Origin of the sequence: Pseudomonas sp. MPDS (assembly GCF_013283895.1) — a bacterium.
In the GTDB taxonomy this organism is placed as follows: domain Bacteria; phylum Pseudomonadota; class Gammaproteobacteria; order Pseudomonadales; family Pseudomonadaceae; genus Aquipseudomonas; species Aquipseudomonas rhizophila.
Genome location: NZ_CP054128.1, coordinates 6,039,027 through 6,060,231 on the forward strand (window position 1 = coordinate 6,039,027; position 21,205 = coordinate 6,060,231).

Consider the following 21,205-nt stretch of genomic DNA (forward strand, 5'->3'; position numbering starts at 1 on the left):
CGCGAAACAGACTTTGTAGGCCTGCGATATTCATCTGTCGCGCCAGGCATGGCAAGCTACGCGGCCTCAGAGGATCGACTCCATGCGCCCGTCCCACCGCACGACCTTGCTTGCCCTCGGGTGCGCCGCCGTGTTGTGGATCGCCTACGACTGGTTCCAGGGCCGCTTTCTGCGAGCGTTCAGCGAACACACGGCGGTATTTTCCGGCGACCCTTTGCGCCTCCCCCCCGGCCTGGCCGGCCCTGGCCCGATCCGTCTGGTGCATTTCTGGGATCCCGCCTGCCCATGCAACGTCGGCAACCAACAGCACCTTTCCGAGCTGGTGGAGAAATACGCCCCCCAAGGCGTCGAGTTTTATGCAGTCCAAAAAACCGGCAGTCAGGGCCAATTGCCGACCACGCTGAGCAGCCTCAAACCGCTTTCGGTGCTCCCCGGCTCAAGCCAGATTCCCGCCAGCCCGGCGGTGGCGATCTGGGATCGCAGCGGCAAACTGGCGTACTTCGGCCCCTACAGCGAAGGCCTGACCTGCAATTCGAGCAACAGCTTCATCGAGCCGATTCTCGAGGCCCTGAGCAGCGGCCGGGCGGTGAATGCGACCCACACGCTGGCGGTAGGGTGTTATTGCCCGTGGGGGCAGGACACATCCGCCAAAGAATAGGCCGCAGGGAAAATCCCCCAAGCAAGGATACGCAGACACCCGGCGGCATGTTAAACATGGGAATAAACAGCGAAACCATGGGACCGCTGTCACTCAATAAGGATTTAGCATGAAACGCAGCCTCATCGCCTTCCTGTCATTGGTCGTCACCGCCATCATCGTCGCGGGCGGCTACCTCTACAGCAAGCAGCCCACCCGCCAGGGCACGGTGCAGCTGCAAGGTCTGCAAGGCTCGGTGACCGTGCGCTACGACGAACGCGGCGTGCCGCATATCCGTGCTGAAAACGAAACCGACCTGTACCGCGCCCTGGGTTATGTCCATGCCCAGGACCGGCTGTTTCAAATGGAGATCATGCGCCGCCTCGCCCGTGGCGAACTGGCCGAGGTGCTCGGGCCGAAGCTGCTCGACACCGACAAACTGATGCGCAGCCTGCGCATTCGCGAACGCGCCGCGACCTATCTGACGGAACAGGACCCACAGTCCCCGGCCTGGATCGCGATGCAGGCGTACCTGGATGGCATCAACCGCTATCAGGAAACCCACACCAGGCCGGTGGAGTTCGATGTGCTGGGCATCCCCAAGCGTCCTTTCACCGCCGAGGACACCGTGAGCATTGCCGGCTACATGGCCTACAGCTTTGCGGCCGCGTTTCGCACCGAGCCGCTTTTGACTTACGTGCGCGATCAGCTTGGCAGCGACTACCTGAACATTTTCGACCTCGACTGGCAGCCCAAGGGCGTGCTGGCCGAGACTCGCAAGAGCGGCCTGCCCCTGGCCGCCGCCGACTGGAAAGACCTCAACACCCTGGCCCGTCTCAGTGAACAGGCCCTGGCCGAAAACGGCCTGCCGCAGTTCGAAGGCAGCAACGCCTGGGCGGTCTCCGGCAGCCGCACCCACAGCGGCAAACCGTTGCTGGCGGGCGACCCGCATATCCGCTTTTCCGCGCCCTCGGTGTGGTACGAGGCGCACCTGTCGGCCCCGGGTTTCGAGCTTTACGGGCATTACCAGGCGCTGATGCCCTTTGCGACGCTGGGCATGAACAAGGATTTCGGCTGGAGCGTCACGATGTTCCAGAACGACGACCTGGACCTGATCGTCGAACGGGTCAACCCGGATAATCCCGAGCAGGTCTGGTATCGCGACCAATGGGTGGACATGACCCGCAGCGAACAACAGATCGCAGTCAAGGGCCAGGCGCCGGTGACGCTGCAACTGCGCCAGTCGCCCCATGGCCCGATCGTCAACGACGCCCTCGGCGCCAACGCCGGCAAGACACCTATCGCCATGTGGTGGGGGTTCCTGGAAAGCCGCAACCCGATCCTCGAAGCCTTCTACCAGCTCAATCGCGCCGACACCCTGACCAAGGCTCGCAGCGCGTCAGCCAAGATCCACGCGCCAGGGCTGAATGTGGTGTGGGCCAACGCCAAGGGCGATATCGGCTGGTGGGCCGCGGCGCAATTGCCCAAGCGGCCGGCCGGCGTGAAGCCCGGTTTCATGCTCGATGGCGGCAGCGCAGAGGCGCAGAAGGAAGGCTTCTACCCTTTCAGCAGCAACCCCCAGGAAGAGAACCCGGCCCGAGGCTACATCGTGTCGGCCAATTTCCAGCCGGTATCGGCCAGCGGCATCGAGATTGCGGGTTACTACAACCTTGCCGATCGCGGCCAGAAACTCAACCTCCAACTGGGCGACAAGCAGGCCAAGTGGGACATCGAAACCACCCGCAAACTGCAATTGGGCACCACCACCGCCTACGGCCCGCGTTTGCTCGCGCCTTTGCTGCCGGCGCTGCGTAACGGGGTCAGCGACCCCCAGGAGCGCAAATGGGTGGAACAACTGGCCCAATGGCAGGGCGACTATCCGCTGGACTCCATAAGCGCCACGCTGTTCAACCAGTTCCTCTTCAACCTGGCCGACGCCGCGCTGCACGATGAATTGGGCGACGGGCTCTTCGAAACCGCGCTGTCGACCCGAGTGATCGACGCCGCGCTGCCACGCCTGGCGGCATCAGAGGATTCGCCCTGGTGGGACGATCGCACCACCCCCGGCAAGGAGACCCGTGCCGACACGGTGATGAGGGCCTGGGGCAAGAGTCTGGCGCACCTGAAGGCCACCCTGGGTGACGATGCCAGCCAATGGCAATGGGGCAAGGCGCACACCCTCACCCACGGTCATCCGCTGGGCCTGCAAAAGCCGCTGGATCGGATCTTCAACGTCGGCCCCTTTGCTGCTCCCGGTACCCATGAAGTGCCCAACAACCTCTCGGCCAAAATCGGTCCGGCGCCCTGGCCAGTGACCTATGGCCCGTCCACCCGACGCATTATCGACTTTGCCGATCCGGCCCACAGCATCACGGTCAACCCCGTCGGCCAAAGCGGCGTGCCGTTCGACGCGCATTACGCGGATCAGGCCGAGGCTTACATCGAAGGGCTGTACTACCAGGCGCATCTGGCCGAAATAGAAGTGATGGCCAATACCCGCAGCACCTTGAAGCTGCTGCCGGTCGGGGCTAAGCCTTGAGCCCAATGACGGGTAACGCTTTTCATCAATCAACAGGCTTGGACGCTATTTATGGTCAAGACTGGAAGGGTTTAACAACTACCCCCTCTTTATGGAGTCAACCCCATGTTCATCAACTGGTCCGAACTGCTGCCCACCATCAAAAGTGCCTTCGGCGCCCTGGGCAAAAGCAATCCGAAAATGGTCAAGGCCTACATGGCCCTGGATGAAGCCGCGGCCGATAACAACGTGCTGGATGCCAAGACCCGGGAGCTGATCTCCATCGCCGTGGCGATCACGACCCGCTGCGACGGCTGCATCGGCGTGCATACCGATGCGGCCATCAAGGCCGGCGCCACCCGCGAAGAGATCGCCGCCACCCTGGCCACCGCGGTTTCTCTGAATGCCGGCGCGGCGTATATCTACTCCCTGCGGGCGCTGGAAGCACATGATGCGTTGAAGAAGTGAGAGGCGATCACTGAGATCTTCATTGACTGCTACGCCGCTATCGCGAGCAGGCTCGCTTCCACATTGGATTTGGGCCTGATCCCGGATTTGTGGGCAACAAAAAGACCTGTGGGAGCCTCGCTGTCCCTGGAAAGGATGGCTAAATAAACCATCCAAGACAGTTGCTCCCACAGTGACTCAGCGTCCGGTCAGACCGGCGCGGCTGCCCGGCGCGGGTCTGGCTGTTTCCAGGAGTCGGCGGCGCTTTCTTCGATGGCTTGCTGGATCGCCCGCTTGCGGTTTTCTTCGGCGCGGTGGCTGAAGTACCAGACCAGGAAAGTCACCAACGATACGGCCAGCAGGATCAGGCTCGCCACGGCATTGATTTCCGGTTTGACCCCCAGGCGTACCGCCGAGAACACTTCCATCGGCAACGTTGTCGAGCCCGGGCCGGAGACGAAACTCGCCAGCACCAGATCGTCCAGCGACAAGGCGAACGACATCATGCCCCCCGCCGCCAGCGATGGCGCGATCATCGGGATGGTGATCAGGAAGAACACCTTCCACGGCCGCGCCCCCAGGTCCATGGCCGCTTCTTCGATAGACAGGTCCAGTTCACGCAAGCGTGCCGAGACCACCACCGCCACATAGGCCGAGCAGAACGTGGTGTGGGCGATCCAGATCGTGACGATGCCACGTTCCTGGGGCCAGCCGATCATCTGCGCCATCGCCACGAACAGCAGCAACAGCGACAGACCGGTGATCACCTCCGGCATCACCAATGGTGCGGTGACCAGGCCGCCGAACAGCGTGCGACCCTTGAAATGGGTAATACGGGTCAACACGAAGGCCGCCAGTGTCCCCAGGGCCACTGCGGCGATCGCCGTATAGCAGGCGATTTCCAGCGAGCGCACCACCGAGCCCATCAACTGGCTGTTGTCCAGCAGACCGACGTACCACTTGATCGACCAGCCGCCCCACACCGTCACCAGTTTCGAAGCGTTGAAGGAGTAAATCACCAGGATCAGCATTGGCGCATAGATGAACAGCAGACCCAGCACCAGCATCAGGCTTGAAAAACTGAAGCGCTTCATTCCTTGCCCTCCATTTCTTTGGCCTGACTGCGGTTGAACAGGATGATGGGCACGATCAGGATCGCCAGCATCACCACTGCCAGCGCGGACGCCACCGGCCAGTCACGGTTGTTGAAGAATTCCTGCCACAGCACTTTGCCGATCATCAGGGTTTCCGGGCCACCCAGCAGTTCCGGGATCACGAACTCGCCCACCACCGGGATGAACACCAGCATGCAGCCGGCGATGATGCCGTTCTTGGACAACGGTACGGTGATTTTCCAGAAACTGTTGAAGGTGCTCGACCCCAGGTCGGACGCCGCCTCCAGTAGGCTCGGGTCGTGCTTCACCAGGTTGGCGTAGAGCGGCAGGATCATGAACGGCAGGTACGAGTAGACGATGCCGATGTAGACCGCCAGATTGGTGTTGAGGATCTGCAGCGGTTCGCTGATCCAGCCCATGCTCATCAAAAAGCCGTTGAGCAGACCGTTGTTGCTGAGGATACCCATCCACGCATAGACGCGGATCAGGATCGCGGTCCAGGTCGGCATCATGATCAGCAGCAGGAGCACCGTTTGCAGGTCCGGGCGGGCCTTGGCGATGGCGTAGGCCATCGGGTAGCCGATCAGCAGGCACAAGACGGTGCTGATCAGGGCCATCTTCAGCGAGCCGAGGTAGGCGGCGATGTACAGATCATCTTCGCTGAGCAGCACATAGTTACTGAAGTTGAGCAGCACCTGCAGCTTCTGGTCGATGTAGCTGTAGATCTCGGTGTACGGCGGAATGGCCACGTCGGCTTCGGCAAAACTGATCTTCAGGACGATGAAGAACGGCAGCATGAAGAACAGGAACAGCCAGATGAAGGGCACCCCGATGACCAGTTGACGGCCACCGGGCGTTATTCGGTCGAGTCGGCGTTTGAATTTGCGCATGTTCATGAGCGAAGCACCACGCCGCTGTCGTCTTCCCACCACACGAATACCTGGTCGCCCCAGGTCGGACGCTGACCCCGGCGCTCGGCGTTGGCGACAAAGGACTGCACCAGTTTGCCGCTCGGCAATTCGACGTAGAACACCGAATGGCCGCCCAGGTAGGCGATGTCGTGGACCTTGCCGCTGGACCAGTTGTGCTCGCAGTCCGGCTGCTCGGCGGTGACCAGCAGTTTTTCCGGGCGGATGGCGTAGGTGACCGATTTGTCCTGCACCGAGGTACTGATGCCGTGGCCCACGTAGATGTTGCGGTCCAGGTCCTTGCAAGTCAGCACCGCGTGGCCTTCGGCGTCGTCCACCACTTCGGTCTCGAAGATGTTGACGTTGCCGATGAACTCGCAGACCAGCCGGCTGGTGGGGGTTTCGTAGATGTCGATCGGGCTACCGATCTGGGCGATCCAGCCCAGGTGCATGATCGCGATGCGCTCGGCCATGGTCATGGCCTCTTCCTGATCGTGGGTCACCATGACGCAGGTTACGCCGACCCGCTCGATGATCTCGACCAGCTCAAGCTGCATCTGCGAGCGCAGCTTCTTGTCCAAGGCACCCATCGGTTCGTCGAGCAGCAACAGCTTGGGCCGTTTGGCCAGGGAACGGGCCAGGGCCACACGTTGACGCTGGCCGCCGGAGAGCTGATGCGGCTTGCGCTTGGCGTACTGGCTCATCTGCACCAGCTTGAGCATTTCGGCCACGCGGGCGTCGATCTCGGCTTTCGGGATTTTGTCCTGCTGCAGGCCGAAAGCAATGTTCTGCGCCACGGTCATGTGGGGGAACAGGGCGTAGGACTGGAACATCATGTTGATCGGCCGCTCATAGGGCGGCATGTCGGTGATGTCTACACCGTCGAGGAAAATGCGCCCCTCCGTGGGCCGTTCGAAACCCGCCAACATGCGTAGCAAGGTGGATTTGCCCGATCCCGAACCGCCGAGCAGGGCGAAGATTTCGCCTTTCTTGATTTCCAGGGACACATCGTCCACGGCAATCGTCTCGTCGAACTTTTTCGTGACCCGGTCGATTTTGACCAACACCTGCTTGGGTGTCTGGTCGCCCTCGAGGGCTTTCTTATAGGCGCCGGAGGCAACTGCCATTTACGAAACTCCCACAAAATTTGCAGCTCGCCCTGCGCGGACGAGCCTTGGAATAGTTAAAGCGCTTGACCCTATTTGCCTGACTTGACCCTGGTCCAGCTGCGGGTCATGACGCGCTGGATCTTGGGCGGCAGCTCGGAGTTGACGTACAGCTTGTCAACGACCGCTTGCGGTGGGTAAACCGCTTCGTCGGTGCGCACTTGCTGGTCCATCAACTCGCCGGCCTTGGGATTGGGGTTCGCATAGCCGACGGCGTCACTGACTTGGGCGATCACCTCAGGCTTGAGTAAATAGTTGATGAAGGCGTGGGCTTCTTTGACGTTGGAGGAATCGCGCGGGATCGCCAGCATGTCGAACCAGAGGTTGGCGCCTTCCTTGGGAATCACATAAGCGATCTCGATGCCCTTTTTCGCTTCTTCAGCACGTTCGCGGGCCTGGAAGATGTCACCGGAGAAACCGGCAGCCACGCAGATCTCGCCATTGGCCAGATCGGAGATGTATTTGGAAGAGTTGAAGTAGGTGACGTAAGGCCGGATCTTAAGAAGTTGAGCCTCGGCCTTCTTGTAGTCTTCAGGGTTCTGGCTGTTGGGGTCCAGGCCCAGGTAATTGAGCATCGCCGGGATCATCTCGTCGCCCGAATCGAGGAACGAAACGCCACAGCTGGAGAGTTTCTTGATGTTTTCCGGTTCGAACAGCATGGCCCACGAGTCGATCTTGTCGACGCCCAGCGCAGCCTTGACCTTCTCGACGTTGTAGCCGATGCCGTTGGTGCCCCACAGATAAGGCACGGCGTACTGATTGCCCGGATCATTCTTTTCCAGGCGCTTGAGCAGCACCGGGTCCAGGTTGGCGTAGTTGCTCAACTGCGACTTGTCGAGCTTCTGGAACGCCCCGGCCTTGATCTGCTTGCCCAGAAAATGGTTGGACGGCACGACCACGTCGTAGCCGGTACGACCGGCCAGCAGTTTGCCTTCCAGGGTTTCGTTGGAGTCGAAGACGTCGTACACCGGCTTGATCCCCGTGGCCTTTTCAAAGTCCGCCAGGGTGGTCTCGCCGATGTAATCCGACCAGTTATAAATATGCACGGTGGAGGCAGCCTGGACGCTGACGGCAAGCGTCAGTCCGGCACCGATCAGCATGGCATTGCGTAACAAAGAAAAAACAGGCACGTGGAGGTCCTCTTAAATAGTTGGGCCCAAGTTGCCCCCGTTACCTGGCAGCGATGTGCCCTGCAACAAAACCGGCGCGCAACTTACCCTCGATAAACCGATCCAGCAAAACTTTTAGTCATTTAATTATTCCCGTTGCCGCCGCCGCGATGCCGGCGACAACAGGAAGATGCCTCAGACCGGCTTACTTGCCAGACTTGATCTTGGTCCAGCTGCGGGTGATCAGACGCAACGTGCCGGCATCCAGATCACTGATTGCATACAGCTGCTTCTTCACTTCGTCAGACGGGTAGATGCTCGGATCGCTGGTGATGTCCTTGTCCACCAGTGGCGTGGCCGCCTTGTTGCCGTTCGGGAAACGTACGGCGTTGGTGATTTCAGCCATGATCTGCGGCTGCATCAGGAAGTTCATGAACTTGTAGGCGGATTCGACGTTCTCGGCGTCCTTGGGAATGGCGACCATGTCGTAGAAAGTGCCGGCGCCTTCTTTTGGAATGACGTAGCTGAGCTTGACCTTGTCTCCCGCTTCCTTGGCGCGCTCCTTGGACTGCTCCAGGTCACCGGAGTAACCCACAGCCACGCAGATGTTGCCGTTGGCCAGGTCCGAGATGTATTTGGAGGAGTGGAAATAGGCAACCGAAGGACGAATCTTCAGGAACAGGTCTTCAGCGGCCTTCAAGTCAGCCTTGTCCTTGCTGTCGGTCGGCTTGCCCAGGTAATGCAGTGCCGCCGGGATCATCTCGGTCGGTGCATCGAGGAAGCTCACGCCGCAGCTCTTGAGCTTGGCCATGTTTTCCGGTTTGAACACCACGTCCCACGAATCGATCTTGTCGATACCCAGTGCGGCCTTGACCTTCTCCGGGTTGTAGCCAATACCGATGGAGCCCCACATGTAGGGGAAGGCATATTTGTTGCCCTTGTCGCTGGCATCGCCCACGGCCTTGAGCAGGTCGGTGTCCAGGTTCTTCCAGTCCGGCAGCTTGGACTTGTCCAGCTCCTGGTAAACACCGGCCTTGATCTGCTTGGCCAGGAAGTTGTTCGACGGCACCACGATGTCATAGCCGGACTTGCCCGCCAGCAACTTGGCTTCCAGGGTCTCGTTGCTGTCGAACACGTCGTAGACGACCTTGATCCCCGTCTCTTTCTCGAACTTGGCGACCGTGTCCGGTGCAATGTAATCGGACCAGTTATAGACGTGCAGCACTTTGTCGTCCGCCTGAACAGCACTCGCCATCACGCCCGTCAGGGACATGGCGAGGAGGGTCTTGCCAGCCATCTTCATACCTAATGTCTTCATGCCTAATGCCTTCATGAAAAATGCTCCAGTTATTCTTCTTAGCCGTCGTTCAGTAGCCGGCTCGCGGGCAACTTGAACAGCCGGTAGTCTGGCAAGTTACAGGCCAGCCTTTCAACAAAAGCCCAGCCTTTTGTTTACGCCGGACGAGGCCCGTACGGGCGCCTCGCTCAGAGCCTAGCACTTAGCCTTGCAACGCACTGAGCGTCAGGTCCAGGCAGTGCCGCGCCTTGGTCACCAGTTCATCGATCTCGGCCTTGCTGATCACCAGCGGCGGCGCAATGATCATGGTGTCACCCACGGCGCGCATGATCAGCCCATTATCAAAACAGAACTGCCGGCAGATCATGCCCACACCCCTGCCTTCGTAGCGCTTGCGCGTGGCCTTGTCCTGTACCAGTTCGATCGCCCCCAGCAAGCCGACACCGCGTACCTCACCCACCAGCGGATGATCGTTCAGTTCCCTCAGGCGCTGTTGCAAATAGGGTGCCGTTTCGCCATGAACACGCTCGACGATCTTTTCGTCGCGCAGAATGCGGATGTTTTCCAAGGCCACCGCAGCGGCTACCGGGTGACCGGAATAGGTAAACCCGTGGTTGAAGTCGCCGCCTTCGTTGAGCACCGCCACCACATCGTCACGCACGATCAGGCCGCCCATGGGGATGTAACCGGAGGTCAGGCCCTTGGCGATGGTCATCATGTGGGGTTTCAACCCGTAATGATCGGTACCGAACCACTCACCGGTGCGACCGAAACCACAGATCACTTCATCGGCCACGAACAGGATGTCGTACTTGGCGAGGATTTCCTTCATGCGCGGCCAGTAGCTGTCCGGCGGCACGATGACTCCGCCCGCGCCCTGGATCGGCTCGGCGATGAAGGCACCCACGTTGTCCACGCCGATTTCCAGGATCTTTTCTTCCAGCTGGTTGGCCGCCCATACGCCGAACTCTTCCGGGCTCATGTCGCCGCCCTCGCCGAACCAGTAGGGTTGGGCGATGTGGACAATGCCGGGGATCGGCAGGTCGCCCTGCTCGTGCATGTACGTCATGCCGCCCAGGCTCGCGCCGGCCACGGTCGAACCGTGATAGCCGTTCTTGCGGCTGATGATGACTTTTTTGTTCGGCTGGCCCTTGATCGCCCAGTAGTGGCGGACCATGCGCAGCATGGTGTCGTTGCCTTCGGAGCCGGAGCCGGTGAAGAACACGTGGTTCATGCCTTCAGGGGCGATGTCGGCGATGGCTTTGGACAATTCCAGCACCGGCGGGTGAGCGGTCTGGAAGAACAGGTTGTAGTACGGCAGCTCGCGCATCTGCTGGCTGGCGGCGTCGGCCAGTTCGTCGCGGCCGTAGCCGACGGCCACACACCAGAGGCCGGCCATGCCATCGAGGATCTTGTTGCCTTCACTGTCCCACAGGTAAACGCCCTTGGCGTGGGTGATGATGCGCGGGCCTTTCTCTTTGAGCTGCTTGAAGTCGCTGAATGGCGCCAGGTGGTGATCGTTGCTCAGGGCCTGCCATTTACGGGTTTGCGGATTGTTGCCGGTCATGCGAATTCTCCTTGTAGATCGGTGGGGACGGAACTGCCTGAAGCAGTCCCGTCCGGCGCTTCAGACGGCAAAGAGCAGGAATTCCCGCTCCCACGAACTGATGACGCGCTTGAAGTTTTCATGCTCGGCCCGCTTGACCGCGACGTAGCCTGTGATGAATTTCTTGCCCAGGTATTTCTCGATGGTGGCGCTGTTTTCCATGCGCTCGAGGGCATCTTCGATGGTCAGTGGCAGGCGCAGGTTGCGACGTTCATACCCTCGCCCCACCACCGGCGCGCTCGGGTTGATGCCTTCGACCATGCCGATGTAGCCGCACAACAGGCTGGCGGCGATCGCCAGGTACGGGTTGGCGTCGGCGCCCGGCAAACGGTTTTCCACCCGACGGTTCTGCGGCCCGGCTTCCGGCACGCGCAGGCCCACGGTGCGGTTCTCTTCACCCCATTCCACGTTCACCGGCGCCGACGTATCCGGCAGGAAGCGGCGGAACGAGTTCACGTTGGGGGCAAACAGCGGCAGCAGCTCGGGGATGAACTTCTGCAGACCTCCAATGTGATTCAGGAACAGCGTGCTCATGGTCCCGTCTTCATTGGAAAAGACGTTCTTGCCGGTGTCTTTGTCGATGATGCTCTGGTGCAGGTGCATCGCACTGCCGGGCTCGCCGGTCATGGGCTTGGCCATGAAAGTGGCGGCTACGTTGTGCTTGAGCGCCGCTTCGCGCATGGTGCGCTTGAACACCAGGATCTGGTCGGCCAGGGACAAGGCGTCGCCGTGACGGAAATTGATCTCCATCTGCGCCGTGCCGTCCTCATGGATCAGCGTGTCGAGGTCCAGCTCCTGCAGTTCGCACCAGTCGTAGACGTCTTCGAACAACGGGTCGAATTCGTTGGCCGCTTCGATCGAGAACGACTGACGGCCGGTTTCCGGGCGACCGGAGCGGCCAATGGGCGGCTGCAACGGGAAGTCCGGGTCGTCGCTGCGCTTGGTCAGGTAGAACTCCATTTCCGGCGCGACGATCGGCTGCCAGCCCTTGTCGGCATAGAGCTTGAGCACTTTCTTGAGCACGTTGCGCGGCGACAGTTCGATGGGATTGCCATGCTTGTCGTAGGAGTCGTGGATAACCTGGGCGGTGGGCTCGATGGCCCAGGGCACAAGGAACACTGCGTTTTCGTCCGGGCGGCACATCATGTCGATGTCGGCAGGGTCGAGCAGTTCGTAATAGATGTCGTCTTCGACATAGTCGCCCGTAACGGTCTGGAGCAGAACGCTCTCGGGCAGGCGCATGCCTTTTTCGGCAATGAACTTGTTGGTCGGCGAAATCTTGCCCCGGGTGATGCCGGTCAGGTCGCCAATCATGCATTCGACTTCTGTGATCTTATGGTCTTTCAACCAATCGGTGAGCTGGTCGAGGTTGTTACTCATAAATGCCTCTAGGCGTGAGTTTCCTGGCTGCTATTTAGTAGTCAGGCGTTGTTTGACGCATCGGCGTCGCGTTGTGTTGCCCTTGCCCGGCAGGCATCGCCAAATGCCTGGAAAATCGCAAGGTAGTACGGGTTGGAGCTTACCTCCCATTCAGGGTGCCATTGCACACCTAAAGCAAAAGCCTTGCCTCCTGGCACCGAAACAGCCTCGATCAGGCCATCCGGCGCCACCGCTTCGGCCTGCAACCCAGGTGCCAGACGCTCGATACCCTGGCTATGGATCGAATTGACCTGAATCGCCAGCGGCAGCCCCAGCCCTGCCAGAATACCGCCAGGCTGGATATGCACAGCGTGGGCAGGACCGTATTGGACATCCACCGCTTGAGTGTCGTCTTCACGATGATCGATGAACGTTCCGACTTCATGAACTTTCTGATGCAGGCTGCCGCCAAAGGCTACGTTCATCTCCTGGAACCCACGGCAGATACCCAGCACCGGGATGCCGGCCGCTACAGCGGCGCGGATCAACGGCAGGGTGGTGGCATCCCGTGCAGGATCATGAGCAGTGCCCGGCGCGCTGGCGGGGCCCTGATAGTGAAAAGGTTCTACATTAGAAGGAGAGCCGGTAAAAAGAATGCCGTCCAGGGCGTCCAGAATATCGGACGGCGGGAACAGATCCGCCAGGGACGGAATCAGCACTGGCAAGCCCTTGGCGGCTGTCGCGACAGCCCGGGAATATTTATCGCCACTGACGTGATACGCATGCAGACCCATCTGCCTGGAGCAGGTGGTGACGCCGATTAACGGCAGGCGAGACATGAAGCACCCCGGTATTATTGCTGTTATGGGTTTGAATCGAGCTTAGCCTTGTTCATTTTTTTACACAACACCCCCGTAAAAAATACAACACGGCCCGCTCAAGCCTGCGGGCGCCATCTCCTCCAAAGGGAAAAAAACGCCCCAAATTGCCTCAAAAAAGCCCCGCAGGTGCTTTTTTAGAGCAAAAAAGGCCCAGCTTGACTTCGGCATGCCGTTCGGGTTGACTGGGTTTAGAAGAGATCAATGATTGATATTTTTAACAACAAAGGTGTTGCATCATGTCGGTACCCCCGCGTGCCGTTCAGCTTAACGAAGCGAACGCGTTCCTTAAGGAACATCCTGAGGTTCTGTACGTTGACCTTCTGATTGCGGATATGAATGGTGTGGTGCGCGGCAAGCGCATTGAACGCACCAGCCTCCACAAGGTTTACGAGAAAGGCATCAACCTGCCGGCCTCTTTATTTGCCCTGGATATCAACGGCTCCACGGTGGAAAGCACCGGCCTGGGCCTGGACATCGGCGACGCTGACCGGATCTGTTATCCAATCCCTGACACCCTGTGCAACGAGCCCTGGCAGAAGCGCCCTACCGCGCAACTGCTAATGACCATGCACGAACTTGAAGGTGACCCTTTCTTCGCCGACCCTCGCGAAGTCCTGCGCCAGGTCGTGACCAAGTTCGATGAGCTGGGCCTGACCATCTGCGCGGCATTCGAACTGGAGTTCTACCTGATCGACCAGGAGAACGTGAATGGACGCCCACAACCGCCCCGCTCGCCGATCTCCGGCAAACGCCCGCACTCGACACAGGTCTACCTGATCGACGACCTCGACGAATACGTCGATTGCCTCCAGGACATTCTGGAGGGAGCCAAGGAGCAAGGCATTCCCGCCGATGCCATCGTCAAGGAAAGTGCCCCGGCGCAGTTCGAAGTGAACCTGCACCACGTGGCCGACCCGATCAAGGCCTGCGACTACGCGGTACTGCTCAAGCGCCTGATCAAGAACATCGCCTACGACCATGAAATGGACACTACCTTCATGGCCAAGCCGTATCCGGGCCAGGCGGGCAATGGCCTGCACGTCCACATTTCGATCCTGGATAAAGATGGCAAGAATATTTTTGCCAGCGAGGATCCCGAGCAGAACGCCGCACTGCGTCACGCGATCGGCGGTGTGCTCGAGACCCTGCCGGCGCAGATGGCTTTCCTCTGCCCGAACGTGAACTCCTACCGTCGTTTCGGCGCACAGTTCTACGTGCCGAACTCGCCGACCTGGGGCCTGGACAACCGCACCGTGGCCCTGCGCGTACCCACCGGCTCCGCCGATGCGGTGCGTCTGGAACACCGCGTGGCCGGCGCCGACGCCAACCCGTATCTGCTGATGGCCGCCGTACTGGCTGGCGTGCACCATGGCCTGGTCAACAAGATCGAGCCCGGTGCGCCGGTGGAAGGCAACAGCTACGAGCAGAACGAGCAAAGCCTGCCGAACAACCTGCGCGATGCCCTGCGCGAGCTGGACGACAGCGAAGTCATGGCCAAGTACATCGATCCGAAATACATCGATATCTTCGTGGCCTGCAAGGAAAGCGAGCTGGAGGAGTTCGAACACTCCATCTCCGACCTTGAGTACAACTGGTACCTGCATACCGTGTAAGCGGGTTGCAGTAAAAAAACGCCGCAGGCCTTCGAGGCTGCGGCGTTTTTTTATGCCTTGGGGTGGATGGCCGCCTTCGGCGGATCGCGAGCAGGCTCGCTCCCACAGGGAACTGTGGTGAGCATGATTAACTGACCACCAAAGATCCAATGTGGGAGCGAGCCTGCTCGCGATGACGGCCTTGAAGACAACACTGAACCCGGCTCGTACAATGCCCGGCAGCCCCGCAGGAGACACCGATGACGCGCACCGCCACCCCTCGCAAGCCTCGCGCCCGCAGCCAGGCCCGGATCGACTCGATTCTCGATGCCGCCCGCACGCTGCTCGCTGCCGAAGGCGTGGCCAGCCTGTCGATCTACAGCGTCGCCGAACGCGCCGGGATCCCGCCCTCCTCGGTGTATCACTTCTTCGCCAGCGTCCCGGCCCTGCTGCAAGGGCTGACCGCCGACGTCCACGCGGCCTTTCGCGCCTGCCTGCAAGTGCCGATCGATCATGCGCAACTGAACCACTGGCACGACCTGTCGCGGCAGGTGGAGCAGCGCATGCTGACCATCTACAGCCAGGACGCCGCCGCCCGCCAACTGATCCTGGCCCAACATGGCCTGACTGAAGTCATCCAGGCCGACCGTCAGCACGATCTCGAACTCGGCGAATTGTTGCACAAGCTCTTCGCTCGCCATTTCGAACTGCCGGCACTGCCCCATGACGTTGATGTGTTCGCCCTGGCCATGGAACTGGGCGACCGCGTCTACGCGCGCTCGGTGCAGCAACACGGCCAGATCACCCCGCGCATGGCCGAAGAAGGCATGCGGGTGTTCGATGCTTACCTGGGGTTGTATCTGCCGCCGTATTTGCCCAAGCGTGATGCCCCCTGAAACATCGCTCACAACTTGGCGATAGACACCTCCGTGGATTTGACGAAGGCGATCACTTCGCTGCCGATCGCCAGCTCCAGCTCCTTGACGGAACGAGTGGTGATGACCGAGGTGACAATACCCGAGGCAGTCTGGACGTCGATTTCCGACAGCACGTCGCCCTCGACGATTTCCTTGATGGTGCCTTTGAACTGGTTGCGTACGTTGATGGCTTTGATAGTCATGGTGTCGATTCCTGTCTGGATGAAGTTATTGCGCCCAACGCAGTTGCGTAGGCAAGGGTGAAATCGGTTCGGGCTCCGGCGGTTGGCCGGGCAAGGACAGCACGCGGTTGAGAACTTCGGTTTCCAGGCTCGCCAGCCGATGAGAGCCGCGAGCCCGTGGGCGTGGCAGGTCGATGGCCAAGTCGAGGCCGATCCGGCCGTCCTCGATCAGGATCACCCGGTCGGCGATGGCCACCGCCTCGCTGACGTCATGGGTCACTAGCAGCACGGTGAAGCCGTGTTGCTGCCACAAGCGCTCGATCAATTGCTGCATCTCAATCCGGGTCAGGGCGTCCAGCGCCCCCAAGGGTTCGTCGAGCAGCAACAGGCGTGGCTGATGAATCAGCGCGCGGGCCAGGGCCACCCGTTGTTTCTGTCCGCCAGACAGCGCCGCCGGCCACTCATGAGCGCGGTCGGCCAAACCGACGGCTTCCAGTGCTTGCAACGCCTGCGGGCGCCAGTTGCCCTTTAGGCCGAGGCCAACGTTGTCGATGATTTTTTTCCAGGGCAGCAAACGCGCCTCCTGGAACATCAACCGCGTGTCCTGTTGTGCGGCACTCAACGGTGCCGAACCCGCCAGTAATTGGCCGTCAGTGGGTTGATCGAGGCCAGCCAGCAAGCGCAGCAAAGTACTTTTGCCGCAGCCGCTGCGCCCGACCACTGCCACGAACTGCCCGGCCGGTATATGCAGGTCAATGTCACGCAGAACCTGGCGCGAACCGAAGTTTTTTTGCAATTTGCGCACGGCCAGCGGGATACCGCGCAGCAAGCGTGGAGGTTGTTGGGCGGTCATGCGGGACCTCCCTTGCTCACTTGATACGCCGGGTGCCAGCGCAGCCAGACCCGCTCAAGCCCGCGGGCGGCAAGGTCGGCCAGTTTGCCGAGCACGGCGTACAGAAGAATCGCCAGGACCACCACGTCGGTCTGCAGGAATTCCCGGGCATTCATCGCCAGATAACCGATGCCGGCACTGGCTGAAATGGTTTCCGCCACGATCAGCGTCAGCCACATGAAGCCCAACGCAAAGCGCACGCCCACCAGGATCGAAGGCAAGGCGCCGGGCAGGATCACTTGGCGAAACAGGCTGAAGCCGGACAAGCCGTAGCTGCGCGACATTTCCACCAGCGCCGGATCGACGTTACGAATCCCGTGGTAGGTGTTGAGGTAGATGGGGAACAGCGTGCCCAGCGCCACCAGGAAAATTTTCGCTGACTCATCGATGCCGAACCACAGGATCACCAGCGGAATCAGCGCCAGGTGCGGCACGTTACGCACCATCTGCACCGAGCTGTCCAACAGTCGCTCGCCCCATGTCGACAAACCGGTGATGAAACCCAGGGTCAGGCCAATGCCGCCGCCGATCAGGAAGCCCACCGCTGCGCGCCAACCGCTGATGGCCAAGTGCGTCCAGATTTCGCCGCTGCGCACCAGGTTGATCCCGGCTTCGATGACGGCCACGGGGGCCGGCAGGATCCGCGTGGACAACCAGCCTGCCGATACCGACAGTTGCCACACCGCCAGCAACAGCAGCGGCACCGCCCAGGGCGCCAGGTTGTGGATAATTTTCTTCATGGCCGCCTCAGCTCTGGGACGCGGCTTTGGGAAGAATGTCGTTGGCGACCATTTCACCAAACGGGCTCACATAGCCCTGGCTCTTCGGCAACTCCGGGCGCTCCACGTCCAGGTGTGGGAACAGCAGTTCCGCCACGCGATAGGACTCTTCCAGGTGTGGATAACCGGAGAAGATAAAGGTGTCGATACCAAGGTCGGCGTACTCCTTGACCCGGGCCGCCACGGTCGGGCCATCGCCCACCAACGCCGTTCCGGCGCCGCCGCGCACCAGGCCGACACCGGCCCACAGGTTGGGGCTGACTTCCAACTTGTCGCGTCGGCCGCCATGCAACGCGGCCATACGTTGCTGGCCCACCGAATCGAAACGCGCCAGGGAGGCCTGCGCACGGGCAATGGTGTCGTCGTCCAGGTGGGAGATCAGCCGGTCGGCCGCTCGCCAGGCTTCGGCGTTGGTTTCACGCACGATCACATGCAGGCGGATGCCGAAGCGCACGGTACGGCCAAGCTTCGCGGCCTTGGCCCGCACTTGTTCGATTTTTTGCGCGACGGCTGCGGGCGGCTCACCCCAGGTCAGCACCATTTCCACCTGTTCGGCCGCAAGATCCTGGGCAGCTTCCGACGAGCCGCCGAAATACAGCGGCGGACGCGGTTGCTGAATTGGCGGATAGAGCAGCTTGGCGCCCTTCACACTGATGTGCTCACCGTCATAATCCACGGTTTCGCCTTCCAGCACCCGGCGCCAGATGCGGGTGAATTCCACCGACGCCTGGTAGCGTTGCTCGTGGTCCAGGAACAGGCCGTCGCCAGCCAGTTCGTCCGGGTCGCCGCCGGTCACCAGGTTGAACAGCGCACGTCCACCGGACAACCGGTCGAGCGTCGCGGCCTGGCGCGCCGCCACCGTCGGGGAAATGATCCCGGGGCGCAGGGCGACGAGGAACTTCAGGCGCTGGGTCACCGGAATCAACGAAGCGGCCACTAGCCAGGAGTCCTCGCAGGAACGCCCGGTAGGAATCAGCACACCGCCGAAACCCAGTCGATCCGCCGCCTGGGCTACCTGCTGCAGGTAGCCGTGATCGACGGCGCGGGCGCCTTCAGCAGTGCCAAGGTAATGGCCATCGCCGTGGGTGGGCAGGAACCAGAAAATATTGAGGCTCATGGAGTGGTCTCCTAAGGGATCGAATTACTGCGCTTTCGCAACGGCCGCCGGCGGCGTCCAGATCACGTCCTTGATGCTCAAGGGTTTGGGGATCAATTTGAGCTGGTAGAAGCGGTCAGCGATTTTCTGCTGCGCCGCCACCACTTCCGGCGTGAGGAACAACGCCCCGTAGCCTTGGCGTTTCACCGCCGTCAGGGTGATGTCCGCCGGCAGGCCGAGCAGCGGCGCTACCTGCTGGGTCACCTCTTCAGGGTTGGCCTTGGACCACTCCCCCACCGCGCGCACTTCTTCCACCAGCGTCGTGATGACCTGGGGATTTTTTTGCGCATAGGGTTTGGTGGCGAGGTAGAACTGGTGGTTATCGACGATGCCTTTGCCGTCACGCAGGGTGCGTGCCTGCAACTGTTGCTCAGCGGCCGCCTGATACGGATCCCAGATCACCCAGGCGTCCACGCTGCCACGTTCGAACGCCGCACGGGCATCGGCCGGTGGTAGGAAAACGGTCTGGATATCGGCGTACTTGAGGCCTGCATCTTCGAGTGCCCGGACCAGCAGGTAGTGGACGTTGGAGCCTTTGTTCAGCGCGACTTTCTTGCCCTTGAGGTCCTGCACCGACTGGATGGGCGAGCCCTTGGGCACCAGGATCGCCTCGCTGTCAGGCGCGGGCGGCTCGTAAGCCACATAAAGCAGGTCAGCGCCGGCCGCCTGGGCGAATACCGGAGGGGTTTCGCCGGTCACACCAAAATCGATGGAGCCGACGTTCAAGCCTTCAAGCAGTTGGGGGCCGCCGGGAAACTCGGTCCATTGCACGTCCACGCCCTGGGCGGCGAGGCGCTTTTCCAAAGTACCCTTGGCCTTGAGCAGCACCAACGTGCCGTATTTTTGGTAACCGATCCGAAGGGTCTCGGCTTGAGCCTGGGTGATGGCGCCGAAGGACACAGCCGCAGCAAACAGAGCGACCAGCCCGCGACGCAAAATGACAGTGCGCATGGCGCCTCTCCTTTTGCTGTGGGGTTTTGGCTGCACCTGCTTGGCCGTTGGCGGCTGAGTAAGGTGGAGTTGAATCAGTGATGTATCGGGTCAGATGCTCCAGCGAGCATTCAATAGGCGTTCATTCAATACGCTGGGGTCCAGCGGCTTTGGCCGACGAGCCATGGCGCTGTAGAACTGCTCCAGCGCTTCGCTCAGGCGCGCTTGCAGGGCCGGGGCCAACTGCGCCTGGGCACTGCCTTCGCCATAAGCGATCTGGCTGTCTTCGGCGAAAATCCCATGGAGCATTTCCTGGGCCTTGAGCGCCGACAGCACCGGCTTGAGGGCGTAATCCACCGCCAGCATATGGGCGATGCTGCCGCCCGTGGCCATGGGCAATACCACCTTATGGGCCAGGGCACGTTCCGGCAGAAGGTCCAGCACTGTCTTCAATGCACCGGAAAAAGACGCCTTGTAGACCGGCGTGGCGATCAACAGCCCGTCGGCGTTTTCGATCTGGGCGAGCAGGTCCACCACCTTGGGGCTGCCGAAGCGGGCATGGAGCAAATCCTCGGCGGGAAAATCCCGCACCTGATAGCTCACCACTTCCACCCCCTGTTGTTGCAACCAACGTTGTGAGCGCTCCAGCAGCACTCCTGAACGGGAGCGCTGGCTAGGACTGCCGCCGAGCGAGACAACCAACATACCAACCATTCCTTAACTGTCACGTGCGATGCGCAGTGGGCGATCTCGCGGGATGGAGCAAACCATAACAGTCGGTTTATATACCTTTAAATCATATTTTTTCATTTGTTTATTCGATAAAGAGATATAAACATCAAGACGTAAAAAAGGCCGTCGGAACGGCCAAAACCCTTAGTGCACAGAGATCCTCTTTGTGGGAGCGAGCCTGCTCGCGATGGCGGCCGGCGGCGATGTCGACTGATAGACCACTATCGCGAGCAGGCTCGCTCCCACAGGTTCAGGTTTTGCGTCAGCGATTGGGCTGCGGAGTGAGGCGCAGGTAAGGTTTTACCGCGCGGTAACCCTTGGGAAAGCGCTGTTTGATTTCGTCCTCATCCTTGAGCGACGGCACGATCACCACTTCATCGCCGTCCTGCCAGTTGGCCGGTGTGGCCACCTTGTAGTTGTCGGTCAGTTGCAATGAGTCGATCACCCGCAGGATCTCGTTGAAATTGCGCCCGGTGCTGGCCGGATACGTGATAGTCAGGCGGATTTTCTTGTTCGGATCGATTACGAACAGGGAGCGCACGGTCAGCGTGTCACTGGCGTTGGGGTGGATCAGGTCATACAGGTCTGACACCTTGCGGTCGGCGTCGGCCAGGATCGGGAAATTGACCACCGCATTCTGAGTTTCGTTGATGTCCTCGATCCACTTGTGGTGTGAGTCCACCGGGTCTACCGAGAGAGCAATGGCCTTGACTCCACGTTTGGCGAACTCGTCCTTGAGCTTGGCGGTCAGGCCCAGTTCGGTGGTGCACACCGGTGTGAAATCCGCAGGATGGGAAAACAGCACTCCCCAGCTATCGCCGAGCCACTCGTGGAAGCGAATCTTGCCGGCGCTGGAATCCTGTTCGAAATCGGGGGCGATGTCGCCGAGTCTGAGGCTCATGGTGCGGCTCCTGGTGGTTTTTGTGAGTCCAAACTGTGCACCGGTTTTGATTGCTTTAAAAAGAATCAATATCCATTTATC

Annotated in this window: 20 protein-coding genes; 5 read left to right on the forward strand and 15 right to left on the reverse strand. The window is 60.5% G+C overall.

The features are described from left to right. Nucleotides 1–82 precede the first annotated feature (82 nt). The 3 genes from HQ912_RS26830 (at nt 83) to HQ912_RS26840 (ending at nt 3,623) form a co-directional block, all read left to right on the forward strand. Nucleotides 83–658, forward strand: coding sequence for a DUF6436 domain-containing protein (locus HQ912_RS26830; RefSeq protein WP_173407484.1), 576 nt, complete (start codon nt 83–85; stop codon nt 656–658). A gap of 109 nt (nt 659–767) precedes the next feature. Beyond that, nucleotides 768–3,176: a penicillin acylase family protein gene (locus HQ912_RS26835; RefSeq protein WP_173407485.1), complete on the forward strand. Its 2,409-nt coding sequence runs from the start codon at nt 768–770 to the stop codon at nt 3,174–3,176. 105 nt (nt 3,177–3,281) lie between these two features. Then, a complete protein-coding gene (locus tag HQ912_RS26840; RefSeq protein WP_047226049.1) occupies nt 3,282–3,623 on the forward strand; it encodes a carboxymuconolactone decarboxylase family protein in 342 nt (113 codons plus the stop codon). A gap of 188 nt (nt 3,624–3,811) precedes the next feature. Here the strand turns inward: HQ912_RS26840 and HQ912_RS26845 are convergent, their stop codons facing one another. The 8 genes from HQ912_RS26845 to HQ912_RS26880 all read right to left on the reverse strand — a co-directional run bounded on the left by HQ912_RS26845 (nt 3,812) and on the right by HQ912_RS26880 (nt 13,001). Further along, nucleotides 3,812–4,696, reverse strand: coding sequence for an ABC transporter permease subunit (locus HQ912_RS26845; RefSeq protein WP_047226050.1), 885 nt, complete (start codon nt 4,694–4,696; stop codon nt 3,812–3,814). After that, complete coding sequence (locus HQ912_RS26850) at nt 4,693–5,613, reverse strand: ABC transporter permease subunit (protein WP_047226051.1); 921 nt, start codon at nt 5,611–5,613, stop codon at nt 4,693–4,695. The genes HQ912_RS26845 and HQ912_RS26850 overlap by 4 nt, the downstream gene beginning before the upstream one ends. Beyond that, on the reverse strand, nt 5,610–6,752 hold the full coding sequence (locus tag HQ912_RS26855) for an ABC transporter ATP-binding protein (RefSeq protein WP_047226052.1): 1,143 nt from the start codon (nt 6,750–6,752) through the stop codon (nt 5,610–5,612). Before HQ912_RS26855 ends, HQ912_RS26850 begins: the two co-directional genes overlap by 4 nt. Nucleotides 6,753–6,823: 71 nt before the next feature. Then, nucleotides 6,824–7,891, reverse strand: a complete 1,068-nt coding sequence (locus HQ912_RS26860) for a polyamine ABC transporter substrate-binding protein (protein WP_076386497.1) — start codon at nt 7,889–7,891, stop codon at nt 6,824–6,826. 214 nt (nt 7,892–8,105) lie between these two features. Continuing rightward, on the reverse strand, nt 8,106–9,218 hold the full coding sequence (locus tag HQ912_RS26865; RefSeq protein ID WP_076386499.1) for a polyamine ABC transporter substrate-binding protein: 1,113 nt from the start codon (nt 9,216–9,218) through the stop codon (nt 8,106–8,108). A gap of 181 nt (nt 9,219–9,399) precedes the next feature. Then, entirely contained in the window at nt 9,400–10,764 is a 1,365-nt protein-coding gene (locus HQ912_RS26870; protein ID WP_047226055.1) for an aspartate aminotransferase family protein, read from the reverse strand. 60 nt (nt 10,765–10,824) lie between these two features. Further along, nucleotides 10,825–12,183, reverse strand: a complete 1,359-nt coding sequence (locus tag HQ912_RS26875; RefSeq protein WP_047226056.1) for a glutamine synthetase family protein — start codon at nt 12,181–12,183, stop codon at nt 10,825–10,827. A gap of 41 nt (nt 12,184–12,224) precedes the next feature. Next, entirely contained in the window at nt 12,225–13,001 is a 777-nt protein-coding gene (locus tag HQ912_RS26880; protein WP_076383050.1) for a gamma-glutamyl-gamma-aminobutyrate hydrolase family protein, read from the reverse strand. A gap of 278 nt (nt 13,002–13,279) precedes the next feature. Between HQ912_RS26880 and HQ912_RS26885 the strand changes: the two genes are divergently transcribed. Together HQ912_RS26885 and HQ912_RS26890 are read left to right on the forward strand one after the other, a co-directional pair. Then, nucleotides 13,280–14,656 carry a glutamine synthetase family protein gene (locus HQ912_RS26885; protein ID WP_047226058.1) on the forward strand — a complete coding sequence of 459 codons (1,377 nt, stop codon included), beginning with the start codon at nt 13,280–13,282 and terminating at the stop codon, nt 14,654–14,656. Between the two features lie 239 nt (nt 14,657–14,895). Further along, nucleotides 14,896–15,531: a TetR/AcrR family transcriptional regulator gene (locus tag HQ912_RS26890; RefSeq protein ID WP_107321384.1), complete on the forward strand. Its 636-nt coding sequence runs from the start codon at nt 14,896–14,898 to the stop codon at nt 15,529–15,531. A gap of 8 nt (nt 15,532–15,539) precedes the next feature. Here HQ912_RS26890 and HQ912_RS26895 read toward each other — a convergent pair whose 3' ends face one another. From HQ912_RS26895 to HQ912_RS26925, 7 genes are all read right to left on the reverse strand, one after another. Then, nucleotides 15,540–15,755, reverse strand: a complete 216-nt coding sequence (locus HQ912_RS26895; protein WP_003177394.1) for a molybdopterin-binding protein — start codon at nt 15,753–15,755, stop codon at nt 15,540–15,542. A gap of 25 nt (nt 15,756–15,780) precedes the next feature. Beyond that, on the reverse strand, nt 15,781–16,587 hold the full coding sequence (gene ssuB, locus HQ912_RS26900) for an aliphatic sulfonates ABC transporter ATP-binding protein (protein ID WP_107321383.1): 807 nt from the start codon (nt 16,585–16,587) through the stop codon (nt 15,781–15,783). Further along, the gene (gene ssuC, locus HQ912_RS26905; RefSeq protein ID WP_047226061.1) at nt 16,584–17,366 is read right to left on the reverse strand and encodes an aliphatic sulfonate ABC transporter permease SsuC; all 783 of its coding nucleotides are present in this window, start codon (nt 17,364–17,366) and stop codon (nt 16,584–16,586) included. Before ssuC ends, ssuB begins: the two co-directional genes overlap by 4 nt. Nucleotides 17,367–17,373: 7 nt before the next feature. Continuing rightward, complete coding sequence (gene ssuD, locus HQ912_RS26910; protein WP_160893856.1) at nt 17,374–18,522, reverse strand: FMNH2-dependent alkanesulfonate monooxygenase; 1,149 nt, start codon at nt 18,520–18,522, stop codon at nt 17,374–17,376. 24 nt (nt 18,523–18,546) lie between these two features. Beyond that, nucleotides 18,547–19,512, reverse strand: a complete 966-nt coding sequence (locus HQ912_RS26915) for a sulfonate ABC transporter substrate-binding protein (RefSeq protein WP_173407486.1) — start codon at nt 19,510–19,512, stop codon at nt 18,547–18,549. A gap of 90 nt (nt 19,513–19,602) precedes the next feature. Beyond that, nucleotides 19,603–20,196 (reverse strand): NADPH-dependent FMN reductase, encoded by a 594-nt coding sequence (gene ssuE / locus HQ912_RS26920; protein ID WP_173407487.1) that lies wholly within the window; start codon nt 20,194–20,196, stop codon nt 19,603–19,605. A 289-nt stretch (nt 20,197–20,485) separates the two neighbouring features. Next, nucleotides 20,486–21,124, reverse strand: a complete 639-nt coding sequence (locus tag HQ912_RS26925) for a peroxiredoxin (protein ID WP_047226065.1) — start codon at nt 21,122–21,124, stop codon at nt 20,486–20,488. Nucleotides 21,125–21,205: the final 81 nt, after the last annotated feature.